This is a genomic window from Okeania sp., assembly GCF_035285525.1.
Lineage (GTDB): Bacteria > Cyanobacteriota > Cyanobacteriia > Cyanobacteriales > Microcoleaceae > Trichodesmium.
This window is the reverse complement of sequence record NZ_JAYKGW010000174.1, coordinates 1-19,915: the sequence shown is the minus strand read 5'-3', so window position 1 is coordinate 19,915 and position 19,915 is coordinate 1. Positions and strand designations below refer to the sequence as shown.

Here is a 19,915-nt window from a genome sequence, read left to right as displayed (position 1 = left end):
TTTTAATTACTACCTTAGTTTTAGTGTAAGCATTCAGCTATTAGCTATCAGCATTTTAATTAATAAAGCAAAAATTTGCTTAACTTATACTATTATATTTTTAATTAGAGAATTGAAGCACAATAGCGACTAGCTCTAGTTATCAACTAAAAGTAATGAAGCTATGAGCTGATGGCTGACTGCTGTTTCCGCAGCATTCCGCAGAAAATGCTTATGTTTTAGTTATTAACAGAACAGGACTTACGCAGCGACCCTAGATATAGATATAAACTATTGCGCAGTAGTTTATATATAGTACCTTTGCGTAAGTCCTTCAGAATTTACTAAAAGATAGTATAGCATTTTTGTAAGTATTTAGCTATTAGTATTCAGCTTTCAGATCTGAGCTTTTCAATTAATGAAGTAAGAATTTGTTTGAATTATATCATATTATTGCTCTATAAGGTAATGAAGTTGTTTTGCTACACGGGATGTTTGCGTAGCATTTCCTATAGGAAAAAGCACAGTTATGCCCCAGGAAACTAGCTCATAGCTGACGGCTGTTTGCGCAGCATGACCTAGGAAATACTGACACATTTGTAAATGAAATGTCAATCTAAATTAAGTTTTTTTATAATATAAATTATTGTCTTGAGTACCGACTAATTCTTGTGGAAATCTATTATTTAATGCTGTTTTCTCTTCCTTACTATATCTCTATTCCCTTTTTAATAAAACTCAGTTTCTGCATTTTGAAATAAAAATTTTATATAGCAATTAACGAAAAATTAAGGTATAAAATCTTTCCATTTATCGAGAAAAAGTGGTCGATAGATGGCAAGGTTTTCCGCTCTTGCAGAGCCACTTTATTAACGCCATATTCAATCGACCAATAGAAAGAAAAAAATTCTTTTTAGCCAATCTTATTCTTGATAAGAATAGGTATAGTTATTTTAGTTTAAACTGAGACAAAAATTTATTACTGTCAAAGGATTTAAACTAAAAAAATCATTTTTGCAAATCCTCTTATTTATCAGAAGAGGTCATTATTAATTATTGATTATTAATTATTAATTGTTAACTAATACTTTGATGGTAAGAATATAAAATTTCATCCACATTGTCTACAGTAATATTCTCTTTCTCTGCCAAAGTTTTAATTTTCTGAGTAATAGCTTGAATGTGAAAAGTTTCAAGATTGAGACCTAGTTCATTAGCACGATGTGCAATACTATTTTTACCTGCCAGTTTATGATTAATTAAAATCGATCTATTCAAATTAAAATCATTAGGATTTATTGCTTCATAAGTTTGAGAATTATTCAGAACTGCCTTAGTATGAACTCCTGCTTTATGATTAAAAGCAGCTTCCCCAACAATACAATGATTGAAGGGAATAGAAAGCCCGATTTTTTCGGCTACTAATTGATTTAATTTATGAAGATAAGATAGAGAATATTTTTGCTTTAAAGTTTCTGAATCAAGAGTATAAAGACGAGCAATCAATCCAGCTAAAGGAGTAATACCATTACGTTCCCCAATACCTAAAACAGTTGTATCAATATGAGTTGCTCCTGCTTGAAAAGCACTAAAACTATTAGCAATGGCACAACCTGTATCATTATGAGCATGAAATTCTATATCTTCAGAAAAACATTGTCTCATCTGTTGAATTAATTGATAAACTTGGTCGGGAGTCGCTATACCTACAGTGTCAGCTACTCCAAAACGATGTACTATTCCTAATTGATTAATTGCTGAATAAACTCCCAGTAAATCTGACAGGGAACTACGAAAAGAATCTTCTGTAGAAAAGCGCAATTCTATTTGGGGATTTTGTTGATGAATAAAAGTAATAACTTCTGTCGCTTTATCAATGATTTCATCAATACTTTTACCATGACTAAATTGACGTAAAAATTTAGATGTACCCATAAATAGATTAATACCATCTACCCCTGTTTCTAAAGCTATTTTTGCATCTTCAAGATGACACCGAATATGGGTGATAACTTTAGTTTGTAAACCTAATTTAGCTAAGTTATTACAATCTTGATAGGATTGAGGAGAAGCAGTTGGAGATGTTACTTCAATATATTCTACTCCAAATTGCTCTAACGCTCTAGCAATTTCAACTTTATCTCCTGTAGAAAAATTGGACTTAAAAAATTGTTCCCCTTCTCGGAGGGTAGTGTCAACGATCGCTAGTTTACTTAATAACATTGTTTCAGTTGAGTTATTATTGTATAGTTTTATATAAACATATTATAAGAGTTATTTTTAGTATGATTAATTACAATTTATTGTTACTAAAATTCTGTCTATTAAGATAATTTAAGATATTTTAAATATTCTCATAATTAAGTAATCTTTAATGAAAAATTAAAACTCAAAAATAGGAAAAATAAAGAAGAAGTAAAAATACTTAGGGTTGGCGCTCAAAAGTATTTTTAAGGAGATGGGGAGATGGGGTGATGGGGTGATGGGGTGATAGGGCGATGGGGAGTAATTCTGTTACCCAACTCTTCCCCAAAATACGAGCTTTTTGATTTTTCGGGAACCGTACCAGAGCTACCCAAAAAGTTGGACTTTTTCCGCACCTAAAAAGGCTTTATATGTCAAATTTTTTAGATTTCCATCCCGCTTGCCCTACTTAAAGCCGTTCTATGCTATTTCTTAGTAAGAGTTGAGAAACTAATCCTCTAAAGACTATAGCAATCCTAAATAGATTGTGAAAAATCAAAAAGTAAATAAAACTTTTGAAACTCTGACCTGTTCCCTGTTCCCTAAAAAAAGTATATTTAGTAACTTTTTGAGCTAGTTGTTGAGGTGTCAACTTAGTAGTCTATAAAACTAAAGTTCGTTATGGAGCGATCGCCTGTAAAGCTATTTTTGTGGTCTCCGAATTGTAATTTATACTATCTTCAAGGAATATTTTTAGTTTTTGATTAACTTGCGTATCTTGGTAGATTCCTGTTTTAATTCCAGTGAAAATTTATTGTGCTTCAGCAAAGGTAAAGAAACTAGAATCTTCAGGTATACCTAAAGCAGAAAAATTCAGATTTTTTTGGTGTGTCAACTTCTACATCTTCTGAAGATTTTATGATTTTATCGAAAGCATCATTTAGAGTCAAAAGTCGTTTTAAACGTACTGATAATGGGTAATAATTCAGCTATTAGCTGTCAGCCGTCAGCAACAAAAACCTCAAATTTAAGGAGGATATTTAAAGGAATAAAGAAAGTGAAAACTGGCTTTTATAGTTAAATTAAATTTATGAATAATAAATAATAAGGCTTCTATCAAAAACTAGAAGCACTCTTCTGATAGCTGACGGCTGAATGCTTAGAATAATGGAGCATCAAAAATAACAAATTTTGCTTTTTTTAAAGTTTTAGCAGCATAAGTAACTTCATTTTCACCTCTTAAATCATCGAAAATTAGTGGATAATTACAGCAATTTCACGCCCGCGCGTGAGGTACAAAATTTTATTTAGTAATTTTAGTTAGTAACACAACCTTCGGTGCTTGTTACAGGAAACGAAGGCTGAACTGTAGTAGGTGTTAAGTGTACCTCACCATCCTCATGCATGGCTATAATTGTATGATAATTAACTTGTAATTGAGTTAAAATATGACCCATTTCTCCAGGAAATTGTTTTTGATATTGATGAGTATATTTAAACCGTTCTAGACGAAAAATTGTTTCAGTTTTTTTCAGTTTAGACTTGCAATATAAGGAATAATTAATTCTGTTGTGAGAGTACGTTGGTTTGGAAGTAAGGTAAAATTTAATCCTGATTGAGTTAATGTATTAATTATTGTCGTTTTACCGAAATAATTAATAATTAAACAATTAAATAATTAAATAATTAAATAATTAAATAATTCGCGCCTTGAAGCCTACCCTTGGATAGGGGAAAAAATAAATCTTTTCCTTTAAGCGTCAATCTTCTCACTTTTAGGGAGAGGTAATTATCCATTATGCATTAATGAACTACTCCGGTTAAACCTACAATAATAATTAGGTGTTCATTTATGGTAGAAACCCAACCTTTTTCTGAAGGAACTCCAATACCAATTCTTGGTTGTAACTGTTGAAAATTTTGATGAAATTTAGTTATAGTTTGTATCATTTTAGTTAAACTTATGGAAATTTTAAATTGTTTAATTTAAGTTAGTCTAGCAATCCTGTTTGATTTATGCAAAAAAATTGGTTGCTTTTAGGGAACAGAGAACACGGAATAATAAAGAAGGCAAAACAGAATTAAATATTAGCTTGCCATCAGAATTAGTGGATAATCAAAACCAGAATTTCTCTGAGAAAAAATTCCATCTATAAAAAAGGGAATAGGAAACACTTAACTGGGAATAGTCAAGAAGGAAAAACAGCATTGAATACTAGCTTTCCAGAAGAATTAATAGGAAATCAAAACCAGAATTTCTCTGAGAAAAAATTCCATATAGATTTACATCTAAGTTGAAAATTGCTATATTTGCCAAAATACTTTTTTCTCTTCCCTAAACCTAAAAAAAAAGGGAATAGGTATGGAAGGAAAAGGGAATATTCAAGAAGGAAAAACAACATTAAATATTAGCTTTCCAGAAGAATTAATAGGAAATCAAAACCAGAATTTCTCTGAGAAAAAATTCCATATAGATTTACATCTAAGTTGAAAATTGCTATATTTACCAAAATACTTTTTTCTCTTCCCTATTTTTTGTTCCCTCTTTCTTAAAAAAGGGAATATTGCCTCAAAGCTAAAATTTTGTACCTCATAACAACGAGAAGTGCTGTAATTTTAAATTATTAAACTGACTGCAAAAAAAAATCTCAAAATGACTAAACAAATCAATCAAAAACTAATAATTTTTGTATCCTTTTTACTATTATCATTCTTCCTCAGATTCTGGACTTTATTTGTATCTGTACTAGACAAAGATGAAAGTATTTATATTTTAATAGCAGATAGTTTATTAAATAATAACCTCCCTTATATAGAAATTTGGGATACCAAACCTCCAGGGATTTTTATCTTGTTTTCCCTAGCAATGCTAATTTTAGGAAATTCTATAGTATCTATCAGAATATTATCTATTATTGCTACAACTTTTACCAGTTATTTTTTATATATGATTGGTAGAAATATTGACGAAAAACAAGGAGAAAAAATTGGATTATTAGCAGGAAGTTTATATGGGATTTTTTCTTTGCATAATGATGGAACTGCTGCCAATGCAGAAATTTTATTTGCGCCTTTTGTTACCGGGGCATTTTTGTTGTTATTTCAGAATCAAAAATTATCAAATATTAAAGTATTTCTGATCGGGATAATTTTGGGAATGGGGATGCAAATAAAATATTTGGTAATTATGGATGTTTTAGCATTAGTTTTATTGGGTAGTTGGTTGAAAAAAGCAGAACTAAATAAGAGAGAATATGGAAAAGCAATAAATAATTTGTCGGCATTAACAAAAGGAAATTTTTCATTGGTTTTCAATCATCTTACTTTTTCCTTATTGAGGTTTTATCTAATTTTAGGTGCAGGCATAATTTTACCTGCAATTATTATCGGAACTATTTATCATTTTTCTGGATATTTTGATGAATATATTTATGCAACTCTCATGGCAAATAGTAAGTATATAGGGATATTAAATTTTTCTTGGTCTGACTTTTTGAATAGACTCATAAAACAGATATTGGGAAATATTTTATTGTGGTTATGTTTTTTTTGGAGTCCGATTTATTTATTTGTATTTGCTAGAAAAAAATTGAGGCAGGAGCGAAATTTAATTTATTTATTTCTGTGGTTTTGCTGTGCTTTTTTAGCAGTTTTATTATCTAAACGATTTTATAATCATTACTTTTTACAGTTATTACCTCCTTTATCCTTAATTAGTGGATATGTGATTATTAAGTCAGTTTATTTGCCTCAAAAACAATTCAATCCTCACATAATTTTATTCTTAATTTTAATATACCCCTTTGGTCAAGCTGGCTATAATAAATTAACTAAAAATTGGGAATTTATCTATTATCGCTCTATCCAAAAAATAGATACATGGGATGATCGGGAAGCCTTGATTGCTAAATATTTAAGAGAAAGAATTAAGTCAACAGATTATATATATGTAGTTAACTATCAACCGATAATTTATTATTTAGTGCCAACAAAAATTCCGACAAAATATGCTTTTCCTAGTGTCTTAACAGCTTTATCTCAAATTTTGCCTATCGATCCTCTTCAAGAATTAGATAAAATTATGGCAAAAAATCCCAGTTATATTTTGCTGGCAGAAAAAGATAATATTGCTCCTGAATATAGAAATATGCTCAATCAATATTTAAAAGCAAATTACTTTCGAGAAACTACAATTAAAAATGTAGGTTTATATAGACGTATAGGGTTAGGGAATAGGGAACAGGGAATAGGCAATAGGTAATAGGTAATAGGAAGAAATAATTGATAATTTCTCAATTAAAATTGATTTGATTTTTCATTAGATAAAGATAAAAGTTTTAGCCTTTTTAGGTATTGAAAAAATACTAGCTTTTGGGTTGAAGCGAGCTGAAAAAGTAAACATCTTGGGTAAATATGGCAGAAAAATTAGTCTGACTATTGTGAACAACCACCTTGTTTATAATTCCCATTTCTCTTAACTCTGTAGGGACGTTCCATAGAACCTCCCTACTTTCTACTCCCTTTTTACAAAATTAGGACTTATACCAATTTGAAAAAAGAATATTACAAAATTCTAGTGACAGGGAACGCTTAACTGGGAACAGGGAGAATGAATCGCGGATAATACAAAGCTTTTAGCTATTGGACACCTCCTACAATTTGTAAATATTAAGTGCGCACATTGCTATATTACGCAAAGGTACTATGTATAGAGTTAAAAAACTATTGTGCAATAGTTTTGAACGCTATATATAGCGTCTGGTGCGTAAGTCCTAAAAAAAATGTTCTATTTTCAACCATTACCAAAACTCCCCAAACTCCCCAAACTCCCCACCCGGACCACACTCTTTTTACACCGATACTACCGGATTTGATATAACTTCCCCTACTGCTAAACGAGTACCATTAGCAAAATCCCAACCAGAAACTGCCTTTTTCCCTGCTAACTGTACTTTCCACAACAATAACCAACCATTACCAGTTTGCACCACAGGTCCTAAACCCTTAATCACTTTCACAACTTCCCCAATATTTCCCATAACTTCAGACTCAGAAGACCAAACTTTTTCCAATTTCTGTAATTCTGGAGACAACTGCGACCAATATTCAGCACCAACAGGAACAGTTGCCATAACTTTCAAAGATTGACCCCGAAAAGTGGTAAAACAATTAGGGAAAAATGCTCTGACTTGGTTATGAATATCTATAGCATTTTTTGACCAATCAATTTGATAATCAGAATGTTGAATCAGTGGAGCATAAGTTGCCAAAGAATCATCTTGAGGAATAGGTTCAATTTCTCTGTTCTCCAACTTTGAGAAAGTTTCCCACAATAAGTCTGCTCCATCCTTTGCCAAAATTTCTGCTATGGATACAGCGTTATCTAACAAACCAATAGGAATCACGCTCTTCAATAACATCGGACCAGTATCCATTCCCACATCCATCAACATTGTAGTATTACCTGTTTCTACTTCGCCATAATAAATAGACCATTGAATCGGAGCAGCACCACGATATTTTGGCAAAATGGAGCCATGAACATTTATACAACCTAACTTTGGCATTTCTAAAATTTCCGCAGACAAAATTTGCCCGTAAGCAACTACGACGAATACATCTGCTTGCGCTTCTTTTAATAAGTTGAGAGTTTTAGCATTTTTTTTGACTCGACGTGGTTGCCAAACAGGGATATTATGGGCGACTGCTACTGATTTCACTGGAGATGGAATGAGTTTATTGCCTCGTCCACGTCTTTTATCGGGTTGGGTGACAACAGCAGCGACTTCAGTTTCTGGAGCAGCTAATAATTTTTCTAAAGTGGGAACAGCAAATAAAGGTGTGCCAAAAAATATTATTTTCATAAGAATGAAGTAAGAAGTCAGAAGTAAAAAGTAAGAAGTAAAAAGTAAAGAAGGAAGAAGTAAAAAGTAAGAAGTAAAAAGTAAGAAGTCAGAAGTAAAAAGTAAGAAGTAAGAAAAAAGCACTCATCTTTTTTCAGTTCTAAAACAATACCAGATTTTAGATTAATAGAATTGAAAAAATAAGCATTTTGGGGTAACTATGGCAGAAAAATTACTCTGACTATTTTATTTTTCTGACTACTTTTTTATAACTGCCCTAAATCCTAACTACTCTCTACTCCCTAACTTAATTATAAGGGTTTGGAGACCAAACCTATAGCAATCCGTTCAGTACGATTTTTCGGGAACCTTGCATCTTACTCCCGTGGGTATACCTCACAATTTCAGTTATCAGTTATCAGTTTTTAGTTAACAGCAGATTCCAAGTATATACAGCAATAGAAACCTCAACTTTAAGGAGGATTATTTTGCAGTAAATAATTTAAACAGGACTTACGCAACTGCAACGTATTTTCGCCCGATACGACCGAACGAAAGCAATCTCAAACCCCTGTTTTTCGTACCTCATGGCTTTAGTCCTATTAAAGTAGGTATAAACAAAAAAATACTTACAGCAGTTTTAGAGTTAGTGAGGTACAAAATTTTATTTATTATTTGTTAAAAGTTGGAAGTCTGTTAGTAATTTTGGTAACATAAGCATCCTGCTTGTTACAGCCTGGAAGGCTGGGCTACAAAGACAAAGATTAATTTTTAAGTGTACCTCACTATCCTCATTCATTGCTGTAATCGGAATTGCTAAAAAGTAAAAAAGGAAAAAGGAAGTAAGAAAAAAGCACTTATCTTTTTTCAGTCCTAAAAAAATAAGCATTTTAGGGTAACTATGGCAGAAAAATTACTCTGAATATTTTATGTTTTTGAATAGTTTTTTATAACTGCCTTAAATCCTAACTACTCCCTACTCCCTACTCCCTATTTTTTAGTAAATAATTTAAAGTAGATAGAAACGAAAAATTCTTTAATCGGAATCGCTACAAAAGTTATCGGATTAATTGTCACAATAATTGTTCTAACATCGCTTTTTGCTAATTTAATTATCTGTTTTCCTACCCAGTCAGCAGACATAATTCCTACTGGATTCAAATTACTTTTAAACGGACCTAAAATTAATTTTCTAATTACACAAGGAGCATCTAATCTCCTCAATGTAACTAAATCTCCCAGAGTTCTTTTTGTTAGTTCATAAAGAGGACTAAATGCTGGATTAACTTCTGCTTCAGAAGTATTTACCCAGACTTCTTTACAGGCAATATCGGCATTTGTTTTGACTGTTTTCAGGAATATTTCTAACATTCGCCAGCTAGAAAATGTGTTTATTTCATAAGATTTAGCGATCGCTTCGGCTGTCTTTTCTCTATGTACATTAATACCGTGGTTTAATACTAATATATCTACTTTTTCAAATAATTCTGCTAATTTTTCTTCTTGACCTATTTGCCAATTTATGGTATTAATTTCCAAATTTTCACCGTCTATATCTAAAGTAATAGTCTGGTCTTTAGATGTCAAAGCAGTAACTTTTGCCCCTGCTTGATGAAGATGTTTCAGGAGACTTTGACCTAAACTTCCGGAAGCTCCTGTCACAGATATTTTTTTACCTTTAAGAGAAAGTGCTGTACCCATGATTTTATCTACTAAGGTGAGAGTTCCACAGAAATAAGCATCTTGATTATCGAAGTGGTGTCGCCAATGGTAGGGACGGTTGACAAACCAATTATCGGGAGGCGTTAAAAATGCACCGGGAAGATGAGTAAGGTCAGTAAGTTGGTCAGCATTGGGAATACCGATGGCACGAGCGATCGCCGGAAATAAGAAAGTTAAAGTATAAAGAACACCTGCCAAAGTTGCCCATTGATAGGAAGGCATCCAGACAAAAAATGAACCCCAGAATAGCAGACCAAAGGTTAACATTACCAAAGATTCTGGTACATCGTGATACCAAGTAGCCTTTTGATAAATTTCTGTACTAACAGGAGTTAAGTCTGGACGAAAAACCCGATGATGCCAACCATGCCATTTATAGAGGGGCGACCAAATATGAGAAACTAGATGATAAAGGTCTCGTATTAATTCGACAAAAAGTACAGAACCGAGAATTAGAAAAGTATTAATTATCCAAGGGTTAAGGAAATATAATTGCATTGGGTTTACTAGAAAAAAATTAACCAAATTAAGACAAACATATTTTAGGGTAGCACTTTTTTCACTTATCAGTTATCAGTAATTACTTATGGCTTGCTGATTAGATATCAAAGCGTTTAGAGATAAAGGTTTGAATAATTTTAGGTGGTGATTTATCGGGAATAGTAAAAGTACTAGCTTTTGGGTTCATGGAGTAGAAAAATTGAATATTTAAGAGTAATTATGACATAAAAACTAAGGAGGAATTATAAATAACTACTACTTCTACCACTCCTTTAAATCCTAACTATTAACTACTCCCTAGTTTAGGAATAATTCTTTTTTAATCTTCTGGCAAAAATATATAAAATATTGAAAGGTTTTTCAGCAATTAATAATGAACAATTAATAATGAACAATGACCCCTGTTTTCAAGAAGGGGATTAACTAAGTTATGAAAATTTTTGATTTATCCCCTAGGATAGGGGAGGCTTCCAGGCGCGAATTTTTGAATGAATAATTATTGACTATCAACTATTAATTATTCGGTAAATGTTCTAGTACTGATGTAATTCTCTTAGTTAATTGATCTAAATAAAATTGATTTCTAGCCTCTCCTGAATTTTTTTAGCATAACTAATGTTCTTAGCTATAAATATTTCCTTGAGATATGAAAAGTGAAATTGTGCATCATTATAATCTTGATTATAATTACCCATTAATTCTGGGTCTTCTACAGATACATCATAATATTTCACATAATCTGAGAGAGGTTGTCTAGAGTCGAACATTTTTCTATACATCAGTTTTGAATAATGTAAATAGGCTTAACTTTTCCTAATTTTATGTGTAGGTCATTTTTGACAATAAAATCTTGTATTTCTTGTCTGATACTTTCTACTGTTTCCTCCTCAACATCAAAGCAAATTACCAGATAATTATACGTGTCTGTTTCTTGAATTTTTGCAATAGCATCGGGAATATAATAGTGAACAATTGAAGGATAACCATTAGCACTAAATAAACAGTAATTAGGGTTTGCTGATTTATCGGGAACCGTAAAAGTCTATTAGTAAAGAAAGGTAGCACTTAACTAGGAAAAGGGAACAGTTTAGAGTATCTGCTACAGCCAAATTTTCTGATAATTAGGCTGAAAACTTTACCATTTTGAGACGACAATAGCCTAGGTACTTTTTTAAGATATAAAAAGGCTAAAAGCTTTATCTATAAAAGGGGTTTAAATTTATTCAGCAAGCTCTAATTATTGTGATGAACCTGATCATAATATTGTACTTTTTTTTAATTCTAGTAAAAGAGATTTCTGTCAAAATGAATAATTTTTTTTTATCTGTGCTTCTGCCTTATAAAATGAAATAAATATTCATTTTGCTTTTGGCTATTCAGACAATTCTTCAAGTACATTAATTAAGTCGATAAAACCTTGATGTCTAGATTGGGAAATCCCTAATTCTTGAGGTTCTTTAACTCTTACTGTATTGCCTTGACGAGTAATAATTTTCCAATATTTATTTCCGATATTATGGATGATGTATGGATGGTGACTGGTAACAATAAATTGTAGTCTAAGATTTTCTAATATTAAATCTGTGACACTATTAATGCAATTTACCCCTAAACTATTTTCAAATTCATCAATTAATATTACGCTCCCTTCTGGAGATAAATATAATTCGCTAATGTACATAAATGTTTTCAGAATACCTGAAGAAATATTTGGTGGTACAATCCAATTAGAAACTCCTTTTTCTTTGAATAATAATGCTTTAGCTTCTTTAAAATCTGTCAATGATTCAGGAAACTTTTCAACAAATAGGGATTGTATTTTCAGATCTTCTACTGTATCAAATATTTCGATAAATTTCTCTTTTATTGTGTTAAAAGTTTCTGGTAAATACTGATAAACCAGAAATAACTTGATAATACTAGAAAGGCTGCTTTCTTGAATTTGACTTAAAGAGCTATCTTTATATTTTGCTAATATAGAAGTTAACTGAGAAATAGGAATCATCCAAATTCCTGCAAAATTTGTGTCTAGATTTGACAGTATAATTTTATTAAACTCTTCTTTTACAGGACTAATATCCTTTTCTTGATTAAGTAATTCTACAATACTTTCAAAAGGTGATAATTTGGGAACTTTTTCGCCTTTAAATATAATTTTTTCTGAATCTCTTTCAATAATAACTTGCTCATCTTTAGAAAGATATTCAGAGATAATTTTAAACTTATCTTCTTCCTCAGAATCATTGACTTTTATTTTCGATTCTTCCACAGTTGCAAATTCTCCTTGCCAACGATATGATACATTATCCTTAGTTAGAAAAGTTATATCCCAATATACTCCATTGAAAGAGTCACCACTAACAATTTTTTTGAGAGCCAAAATTGAGCTAATAATTTTCGTCTTTCCCGCACCAGAAATACCAACCAACAAGTTAATATTAGGGGAAAATTCAAGAGATTTGAGATACCAATATTTGGCGCGATCGCCAAATTCTAATTTTTGGATTTTCATTTTTCATCTATCTAAAATTATTCTAGAAATCATATCACATAATTTAGTAATGTAGGTTGGGTAGAGCGAAGTGAAACCCAACAAAGATAGACATCTCCAATAATAAAATTAACATAAATAATCAATTATGTTTCGTTGTGCCCTGCTTCTTCTTTTCTAGAGATACCTAATAAGTTGGGTTTCCTTCCTCGTTGAGTTATTCTTGCGGTAAATAAGTTGGGTTTCGTTCCTCAACCCAACCTACTATACTAAAATTATTCTAGAAATCATATCATATAATTTAAGTTCAGCAAAACAAAAAATAACCCAACAAACCATTATCATTGTTGAGTTATTTTTACGGTAAATCAGCTATTTTATACTTTTTAATTCGTATATCCGTGGCATAATCCGGGTGAGCGGATCCGTGAGCTAATCCCTGTGATATCATTCAAATTTGACAAATATTTCCACAGTTTTATTAGGTTCTAAATCTAAATATCTAGCACGAATAGTAGAATTTGATTTTACAGGAACAAAGCGACTTATACTCCCTAAAGAAAGTAAATCTCCTTTCTTCAATTCTTTTCCTTCGGCTTGCAAAGAATCTTTAATCCACAAGACAACATTTAAAGGATTTCCTAATAAATTACTACCTTTTCCTGATGCTAATACCTTACCATTTTCATCTAATATTTCCACCTGTAAATTCTGTAAACGATTTTCCCATTCATCAGTATCAGCAAGAGGAATAGGCTCTCCTAAAATTCCGGCTCTAGCTCCAACATTAGTTGCTATAAGAGCAGACGCATCTAACTTTATATTTTCACTATAAAGGAAGTCTGGTAATTCCAGAAATGGGATAACTGCATCTAAATATTTCAAAGTTTCTCTAGGAGTTTTAGCATTATTAATTTCTGCACTTCCTACCCTCAGAATTAAATCGCCTTCTGCTACAGGACGACTAGCAAATTTACCAGAAATAACACTACCATTTTCTAACAACATTTTTTCTAGTAAAGTACCCCGTAAAGGTTGAGAAACATTAAAAATTTTTTGAGCTTTAGGATTGGTTAATCCCGCTTTATAACCAACTACTGAACCGAGACTTTTACTAATTTCTAATACAAACAAATTTTGAACTTCTTGTGCTTGGGTTAAAGTTAGAGTTTCTGTTGTTTTGATTGGAGTTTTTTGGAGGTAATTTTGTACTATATTTTGTAATAATTGGGAATTATTATTTGAAGTAACTGTAGGTGGAGAATTTTTGTTGGAAGTTTCTATTTCTGCTGTAGTTTTTGATGTGGCAAAAGTGCAGGCTGAAAATAAAGATATTAAGAGGAAAATTAGATATTTAGATATGTGCATGATTTTTAGTTTTTAATAAAGTTTTATTAGTCTTTATTCTATTTCCATCTAGAACAATCAGGAGAATTTTTAGGATCGGAATTTTTATCTTGTTCAATTTCGTTTATTCTTCCTTGGTTAGCTTGTTTATCTATAGGAACCCACATATCTTCAACTTTTTTATCTTTTTCTTTTTTACCTTTTACATAGATTGCTTCTTTCCAATTACAAGCTGATTTTATTTGTGCATTATTGAGGTTTTCTTCATTAAAAAGGTAAACTCCATTAAGGTTAGCTTCACTGAGGTCAACTTTAGCAAGGTTAGCTCCACTAAGGTTAGTTTCACTGAGGTTAGCACTAAAGAATTCAGCTCTACTGAGATTAGACCCAACAAGGTTAGCTTCACTAAGGTTAGCTCTAATGAGATTAGCTCTATTGAGGGTACTCCAACTTAGGTTAGTTTCATTAAGCTGTAGAGCAGATAAAGAAAATCCATTTTTAATATAATCGTTCTACTGCTGTTTTCACAACTCCAGACTTATCACCTTTACCATCATTAATAATAGTCCAGGTAGCAAAAAGTTGATTTTCTCTTTGTTCTTTTAACCCCGTTAATCAGGTTCCTAAACTAACAATAAGAGCAATATTAGCAAGCAAACCAATAATTTCTAAAGTAGCTGAATTTCTTAACAGATATTCTATATCTTCCAAAAACTTCTCAACAGGAGTTGTTTCCCACCAATATTAATAGTTAAATCTATCCAGTGCGATTTTTCCGGAACCGTGCATCCTGCTCGCGGGGTGTACCTCACCAACGTGGAATACCCTGTAATCAAAACACCACAAAAGTTATAGTGACATTCCATAAAACGTCCCTACAGTATCTACCGAAATTAAAATTGCTCTCAGAAAAGCAGAATGCAAAAACGGTGCGACCCTGCATAGGTGACAAACGCTAGCAGTTAAACCCTACCTTGGCTTAAAACACAAGTGGTGCGACCCCACCACGGCAAAAGTCGCCAGAGAAGTCGCACCAAGATTAGGAAATGCTGATAAAAATTATGCCAATTTTACCGCTGTACCAGTGGCAGTAATTAATAACAAAGCCCCTTTTTCGTCCACATTAATAGTACCTGTATCTATTTCTATCCCCACAACTGCATTAGCACCCATACGTCTGGCACGCTTTTCTAGTTCAGCGATCGCATCTTCCTGACCCTTTTTAAAGACTTCCTCATAACTACCAGTACGGCCTCCAATAATATCTCTAATTCCAGCAAAGAAATCTCTGAGAGCATTACTACCATAAACTACTTCAGCAGTAACAATCCCTAAATATTCTTCAACTTCAGTGCCTTGAATAACATCAGTTGTACTTACAATCATTTTTGTTATTATCTCCAAATTTTTACCAAATCAAGCTTTATTGCTTTCTCAGGGGTTACGCAGAGAGAGACCGTATATATAGGGTTCAAAACTATAGCGCTATAGTTTTTTTGACACCATAAATAGTACCTCCCGTGTCAGTCCTGTTTCTATAAAAATACTACAGAGGTTTGCTCAACTATTCCTGAATAGAATGTTATTATTAGTCGTCTCTATTCACACTATTATTTGTAGACTGGCCGTGTACAAACAATCAATACTTAGTGGTCTAATGATGGCCACAATAACGCTCATTTTCCCTTCTATTGCTCATGGAGTTCCTTGTCAACTCATAAATAGAAAGGCAAATGATATCTACCACATTTTTCCAAGCTGTGGAGTAAAATTATTGGCCCAAACAAATCAACCTGCAAGTAAAAAGTTAAACGAACTACTAAAACAGGGACGAGAATTAGTTGAGGCTGGAAATTATCAACTTGCCATAGCAGTATATCAACGGGCAATAAATTTAGATCCCAAAAATGCACAAATATATTCTGGTATTGCTTACCTAGAAGCACGTCAAGAAAATTTTCCTGTAGCAGCTCAGTTTTATCAACGAGCGATCGCCATAGATCCTAACAATGCAAATTTTCAATATGGTTTAGGATATAGTATGGCTAAATTAGAAAATTATGAGGCGGCAGTTGCAGCCTATCGTCGTGCTTCTGTGTTAGACAAGAATAATGTTAATGCTCATTTAGGGTTAGGTGTAGTATTCTTTCGCCAAGAGAAATATAATGAGGCGATCACTGCATATCAAGGAGCTATTCAGTCTAATCCTAAGAATGCTGAAGCTCATGCTGCAATTGGTTTAGTATTACTGAAACAGAGGCGCTTTCCTGAAGCATTGGCAGCAATTCAACAAGCTGTTCAATTATCACCGAGAGATGCAGGTATCCAAATTAATTTGGGAACTGCTTTATTAGCCACTGGAGATATTGATGGCGGTTTAAATGCTCTGAAAATGGCTTCTCGTCTAGAACCTCGCAATGCAGATCTGCAACTTCAAATTGCGGAAATCTATAAACAGCAGGATAATAGTCAAGCTGCTTTGAAAGCTTATCAAATAGCTGTTAATATTAATCCTGATTTGCTGGAAGCTAGACTTGCTGTTGCTGAGATTCTTTTTGAAGGGGAGGATTATTTACAAGCAATAATTAGATATCGGGAAATTATTAGAAGAAATCCTGATAATGCAGATGCTCATTATAAAATGGCGTTAGCTCTTCAAGCTAGAGAACGTAAAAGAGAAGCATTAGATCATTTGGAAACAGCGTTAAAATTGTTTGAGGAACAGGATGATTATGAGGGTGAGGAAAAGGTGAAAACTGCCATAGAAGAATTGAAAGATTAATTTGTGGTAGTCCTGCATAGTAATGGTAAAGATATATATGTTTGGTCATAAATGACCACATCCCTCACACCTCCCACACCTCCAACATTCTCTCTACCATTACTATGCACCACCACCTAATTTTTAAGCTTTGTTTCTGGGTTCACCTGCGTCAGAATTTCTAATGGTAGGGGTTTGGTCTCCAAACCCTATACCAACTAAAATTTTCCCTCTTTTCTAATGGGAGAATTTCATTCTCTCAAATTATTTTCCAAGTTTCTGGGTTCACCTGCGTCAGAATTTCACATCACCCCATCACCCCATCCTTCTAAAGTGACTGCTCCTGTTCCTGTAAAAGATTAATTTTCTCTAGAGAATCTTCCCCTAATCTAATAGTCAAATCAGAACCAATTTCACCTGTAGAAGTAGGCTCAATATTACCAAAACCCAAAGTATCTCGGACAACTTCTGCTGACTCTAAATAACCTCCTTGAACAATAACTTCAGTAAAACGTTGTTTGTCAGACCAGTCACTAACCACATAAACATTGTTAAACCCTTGGTCGTACAAATACTGAGCCAACTCTGTTGCTGCTTTAGGATAACTAGAAGCATTTTGCACAGCTATTTTATATTCTAAAGGTGAAATTTCCTTCTTTTCCATCGGGTTGTATATGTTGTCATTATCAAACTTATTTAACTTAACATCAAAATATTGTTCCAGAATGCGATCGCGACCATCCTCATCTATAACCCAATAACTACCGGAATACTCATTTCTCAAACTAGCTCTCCCTGGTAACATCACCATTTTTAAATCTTCCCTCTCCAAGTCAATACCAAAATTCGCCAAAGCCAATATTTCCTGAAAAGTTAAATTAGTATCAACATATTTTTGTATTACCCGCGCAATTTTTGGCAACCGAGGCAAAACTGTCACATTAGTCACCCGACTTCGCAACGCCTTCAGCAAAACCTGTTGTCGTTGTATACGACCAATATCGCCATGAACTTGTTCTCGGAAACGGATAAATTGTTCTGCTTGTTCTCCATTGAGAGTTTGCCAACCTACCTTTAAATCTATTTTTAACTGCTGAGTATTGTCAACATAAAACATAGGTTCAGGAACAAAAACTTCTATCCCACCTAGTTGTTCGATTAATTCTCGAAATGCTCCTTTGCTCACTCGCACATAACGGTCAATTTCAATATCATTCAGAGTATTTTCTAAAACACTTTCTGCCAGTTTCTGACCCCCGTAAACATTAGCTTGATTAATTTTCGTAACACCTACTCCAGGGATTTCGACTCTAGTATCTCGTGGCACAGAAAGTAAACTAACTTTTTTATTCCTGGGGTTAGCTCGTACTAACATTAAAGTATCACTACGACCCTCAAATATATCCGGAGAATCTTCTGGTACTCCGGAAACTTCGTCGATTCCCATAACTAAAATATTTATAGGTTGTGAAAGTTGGTAAGGTAAACGTCTACGCCAGAAAATATCTGCGGTAAATTCTTGGAGTAGTTGAGTTACAAATTCTGGTTCAACTGGGGCAAATAAAGCAGCTATTGCTCCAAAAGAAGTAGTCGTGGTTCCACTCAAAAGAAATATAAATATCCAGAACCACAATTTTAACCAAATAGGTCGAGATTTCTTAGAAGAACTATTATTCATAAATAATCCAAAAAATAAAAAGATAAATTAAGCAGTCAGCTAGTAGCTTCTGAGACAAATTTTTGATAAATGTTTGGTTAAACAGTTGAAAAATTTGGAAAAACTACTAATTAGAACTTAAGATGGAACTATCTAAAGTCTATTAAGTAATCTAAAATCTGATGATACCTGTTATTCTTGCTGGTGGAAAAGGAGAACGTTTTTGGCCTCTTAGTCGTAAACATCGGCCTAAACAGTTTCTTTCTCTTGACGGTAGTGGTAAAAGTTTGTTACAAGCAACAGCAGACAGACTAATTCCATTATCCAATGGTTGGGATGGTTTATGGGTTGTAACTTCTGCAATGTTGGCCGCAGGTGTGGCACAACAGTTACCCCAAATGCCAGAAGAAAATATATTGGCAGAACCAGAAGGTAGGGATACTGCCCCTGCTGTTGCTTGGACAGCAATCGAAACGGCACGTCGTTATGGGGAAGATGCAGTTGTTGGGTTTTTTCCGGCTGACCATTGGATCGGTGAGCCAGAAATATTCCGGAATACTTTGGAGGCGGCTGCCGAACTGGCTGTTAACCAGGAGGGTATTGTTACTCTAGGTGTCAAGCCCTCCTTTCCTTCTACTGGTTATGGATACATTGAACAGGGAGAAAAAGCAGGAAATTTTGGTGGATTTGATGCTTATCAAGTGGCACGGTTTACGGAAAAGCCTAACCGGGAGAAAGCTGAGGAGTTTCTGGCAACAGGGCGTTTTAGTTGGAATGGTGGTATTTTTGTATTTAGGGTCGGGGTAATATTGGCCGAGTTACGGAAGTACGCGCCAACTATGATGAGTATTTTGGAAGAGATGGGTGCTGAGGGTTATTCTCAGTTGGAGAAGAAGAGTATTGATTATGCGGTGATGGAGAAGACTGAGAAGGTTTTTGTGTTACCTGTGGCTTTTGGTTGGGATGATTTGGGTGACTGGAATGCTCTGGAACGTTTGGTTAAGGGTGATAGTTTGAATGTGGAGTTGGCGGATCATTTGGGGTTGGATACTGAGGGGTCGATTTTTTATGCTTCTAGTGATGATGATAAAATTGTAACTATTGGTTTGGAGGATGTGGTTGTTGTTCGAGATGGGAATGTTACTTTAATTGTGAAAAAGGAGCGATCGCAGGATATTAAGAAGGTGTTGAAGAGTTTGGCTAATGATCCTAAGTTTAAGGATTTATTATAGGAAGAGGGAGTAGGGAGTAGGGAGTAAGAAAGAAACCCGGTTTCTATATCCCAGAAAAGAGAAAACTGTAGTAGAATAACACAGTGAAAATGGTGCAATATGTAGGGGCGGGTTTGATCAGAAATTTTCATGCTGACTCTAAGATTTACATAAACCCGCCCCGTTTTCTAATAACACAGTGAAAATGGTGCAATATGT

At 33.4% G+C, this 19,915-nt stretch carries 13 protein-coding genes and 1 pseudogene; 4 read left to right on the top strand and 10 right to left on the bottom strand.

Annotation, left to right across the window (positions count from 1 at the left end; genetic code table 11):
• Positions 1 to 1,056 precede the first annotated feature (1,056 nt).
• Both lysS and VKJ25_RS16805 read right to left on the bottom strand, forming a co-directional pair.
• Positions 1,057 to 2,202 (bottom strand): homocitrate synthase, encoded by a 1,146-nt coding sequence (gene lysS / locus VKJ25_RS16810; protein WP_324237790.1) that lies wholly within the window; start codon positions 2,200 to 2,202, stop codon positions 1,057 to 1,059.
• A 1,764-nt stretch (positions 2,203 to 3,966) separates the two neighbouring features.
• Positions 3,967 to 4,113 (bottom strand): hypothetical protein, encoded by a 147-nt coding sequence (locus VKJ25_RS16805; protein WP_324237789.1) that lies wholly within the window; start codon positions 4,111 to 4,113, stop codon positions 3,967 to 3,969.
• Positions 4,114 to 4,525: 412 nt separating this feature from the next.
• On the opposite strand from VKJ25_RS16805, the gene VKJ25_RS16800 reads away from it, so the two are divergent.
• Both VKJ25_RS16800 and VKJ25_RS16795 read left to right on the top strand, forming a co-directional pair.
• On the top strand, positions 4,526 to 4,654 hold the full coding sequence (locus VKJ25_RS16800) for a hypothetical protein (RefSeq protein ID WP_324237788.1): 129 nt from the start codon (positions 4,526 to 4,528) through the stop codon (positions 4,652 to 4,654).
• Positions 4,655 to 4,816: 162 nt separating this feature from the next.
• Entirely contained in the window at positions 4,817 to 6,424 is a 1,608-nt protein-coding gene (locus VKJ25_RS16795; protein WP_324237787.1) for an ArnT family glycosyltransferase, read from the top strand.
• 589 nt (positions 6,425 to 7,013) lie between these two features.
• Here VKJ25_RS16795 and fmt read toward each other — a convergent pair.
• The 7 genes and pseudogenes from fmt to VKJ25_RS16760 all read right to left on the bottom strand — a co-directional run bounded on the left by fmt (position 7,014) and on the right by VKJ25_RS16760 (position 15,453).
• The gene (fmt, locus tag VKJ25_RS16790) at positions 7,014 to 8,027 is read right to left on the bottom strand and encodes a methionyl-tRNA formyltransferase (RefSeq protein ID WP_324237786.1); all 1,014 of its coding nucleotides are present in this window, start codon (positions 8,025 to 8,027) and stop codon (positions 7,014 to 7,016) included.
• 969 nt (positions 8,028 to 8,996) lie between these two features.
• Positions 8,997 to 10,226, bottom strand: coding sequence for a bifunctional sterol desaturase/short chain dehydrogenase (locus VKJ25_RS16785; RefSeq protein ID WP_324237785.1), 1,230 nt, complete (start codon positions 10,224 to 10,226; stop codon positions 8,997 to 8,999).
• A 569-nt stretch (positions 10,227 to 10,795) separates the two neighbouring features.
• Positions 10,796 to 10,996 (bottom strand): hypothetical protein, encoded by a 201-nt coding sequence (locus VKJ25_RS16780; RefSeq protein WP_324237784.1) that lies wholly within the window; start codon positions 10,994 to 10,996, stop codon positions 10,796 to 10,798.
• Between the two features lie 605 nt (positions 10,997 to 11,601).
• Positions 11,602 to 12,741, bottom strand: coding sequence for an AAA family ATPase (locus VKJ25_RS16775; protein ID WP_324237783.1), 1,140 nt, complete (start codon positions 12,739 to 12,741; stop codon positions 11,602 to 11,604).
• Positions 12,742 to 13,167: 426 nt separating this feature from the next.
• The gene (locus tag VKJ25_RS16770) at positions 13,168 to 14,088 is read right to left on the bottom strand and encodes a 2-keto-4-pentenoate hydratase (RefSeq protein WP_324237782.1); all 921 of its coding nucleotides are present in this window, start codon (positions 14,086 to 14,088) and stop codon (positions 13,168 to 13,170) included.
• 263 nt (positions 14,089 to 14,351) lie between these two features.
• Positions 14,352 to 14,570: pseudogene (locus tag VKJ25_RS16765) on the bottom strand (pentapeptide repeat-containing protein); the annotation flags it as partial.
• A 556-nt stretch (positions 14,571 to 15,126) separates the two neighbouring features.
• The gene (locus VKJ25_RS16760; protein ID WP_324237781.1) at positions 15,127 to 15,453 is read right to left on the bottom strand and encodes a YbjQ family protein; all 327 of its coding nucleotides are present in this window, start codon (positions 15,451 to 15,453) and stop codon (positions 15,127 to 15,129) included.
• A gap of 241 nt (positions 15,454 to 15,694) precedes the next feature.
• On the opposite strand from VKJ25_RS16760, the gene VKJ25_RS16755 reads away from it, so the two are divergent.
• On the top strand, positions 15,695 to 16,849 hold the full coding sequence (locus VKJ25_RS16755) for a tetratricopeptide repeat protein (RefSeq protein ID WP_324237780.1): 1,155 nt from the start codon (positions 15,695 to 15,697) through the stop codon (positions 16,847 to 16,849).
• Positions 16,850 to 17,156: 307 nt separating this feature from the next.
• Here VKJ25_RS16755 and VKJ25_RS16750 read toward each other — a convergent pair whose 3' ends face one another.
• The gene (locus VKJ25_RS16750; RefSeq protein WP_324237779.1) at positions 17,157 to 18,506 is read right to left on the bottom strand and encodes an LCP family protein; all 1,350 of its coding nucleotides are present in this window, start codon (positions 18,504 to 18,506) and stop codon (positions 17,157 to 17,159) included.
• A gap of 161 nt (positions 18,507 to 18,667) precedes the next feature.
• On the opposite strand from VKJ25_RS16750, the gene VKJ25_RS16745 reads away from it, so the two are divergent.
• Positions 18,668 to 19,717: a mannose-1-phosphate guanylyltransferase gene (locus tag VKJ25_RS16745; RefSeq protein ID WP_324237778.1), complete on the top strand. Its 1,050-nt coding sequence runs from the start codon at positions 18,668 to 18,670 to the stop codon at positions 19,715 to 19,717.
• Positions 19,718 to 19,915: the final 198 nt, after the last annotated feature.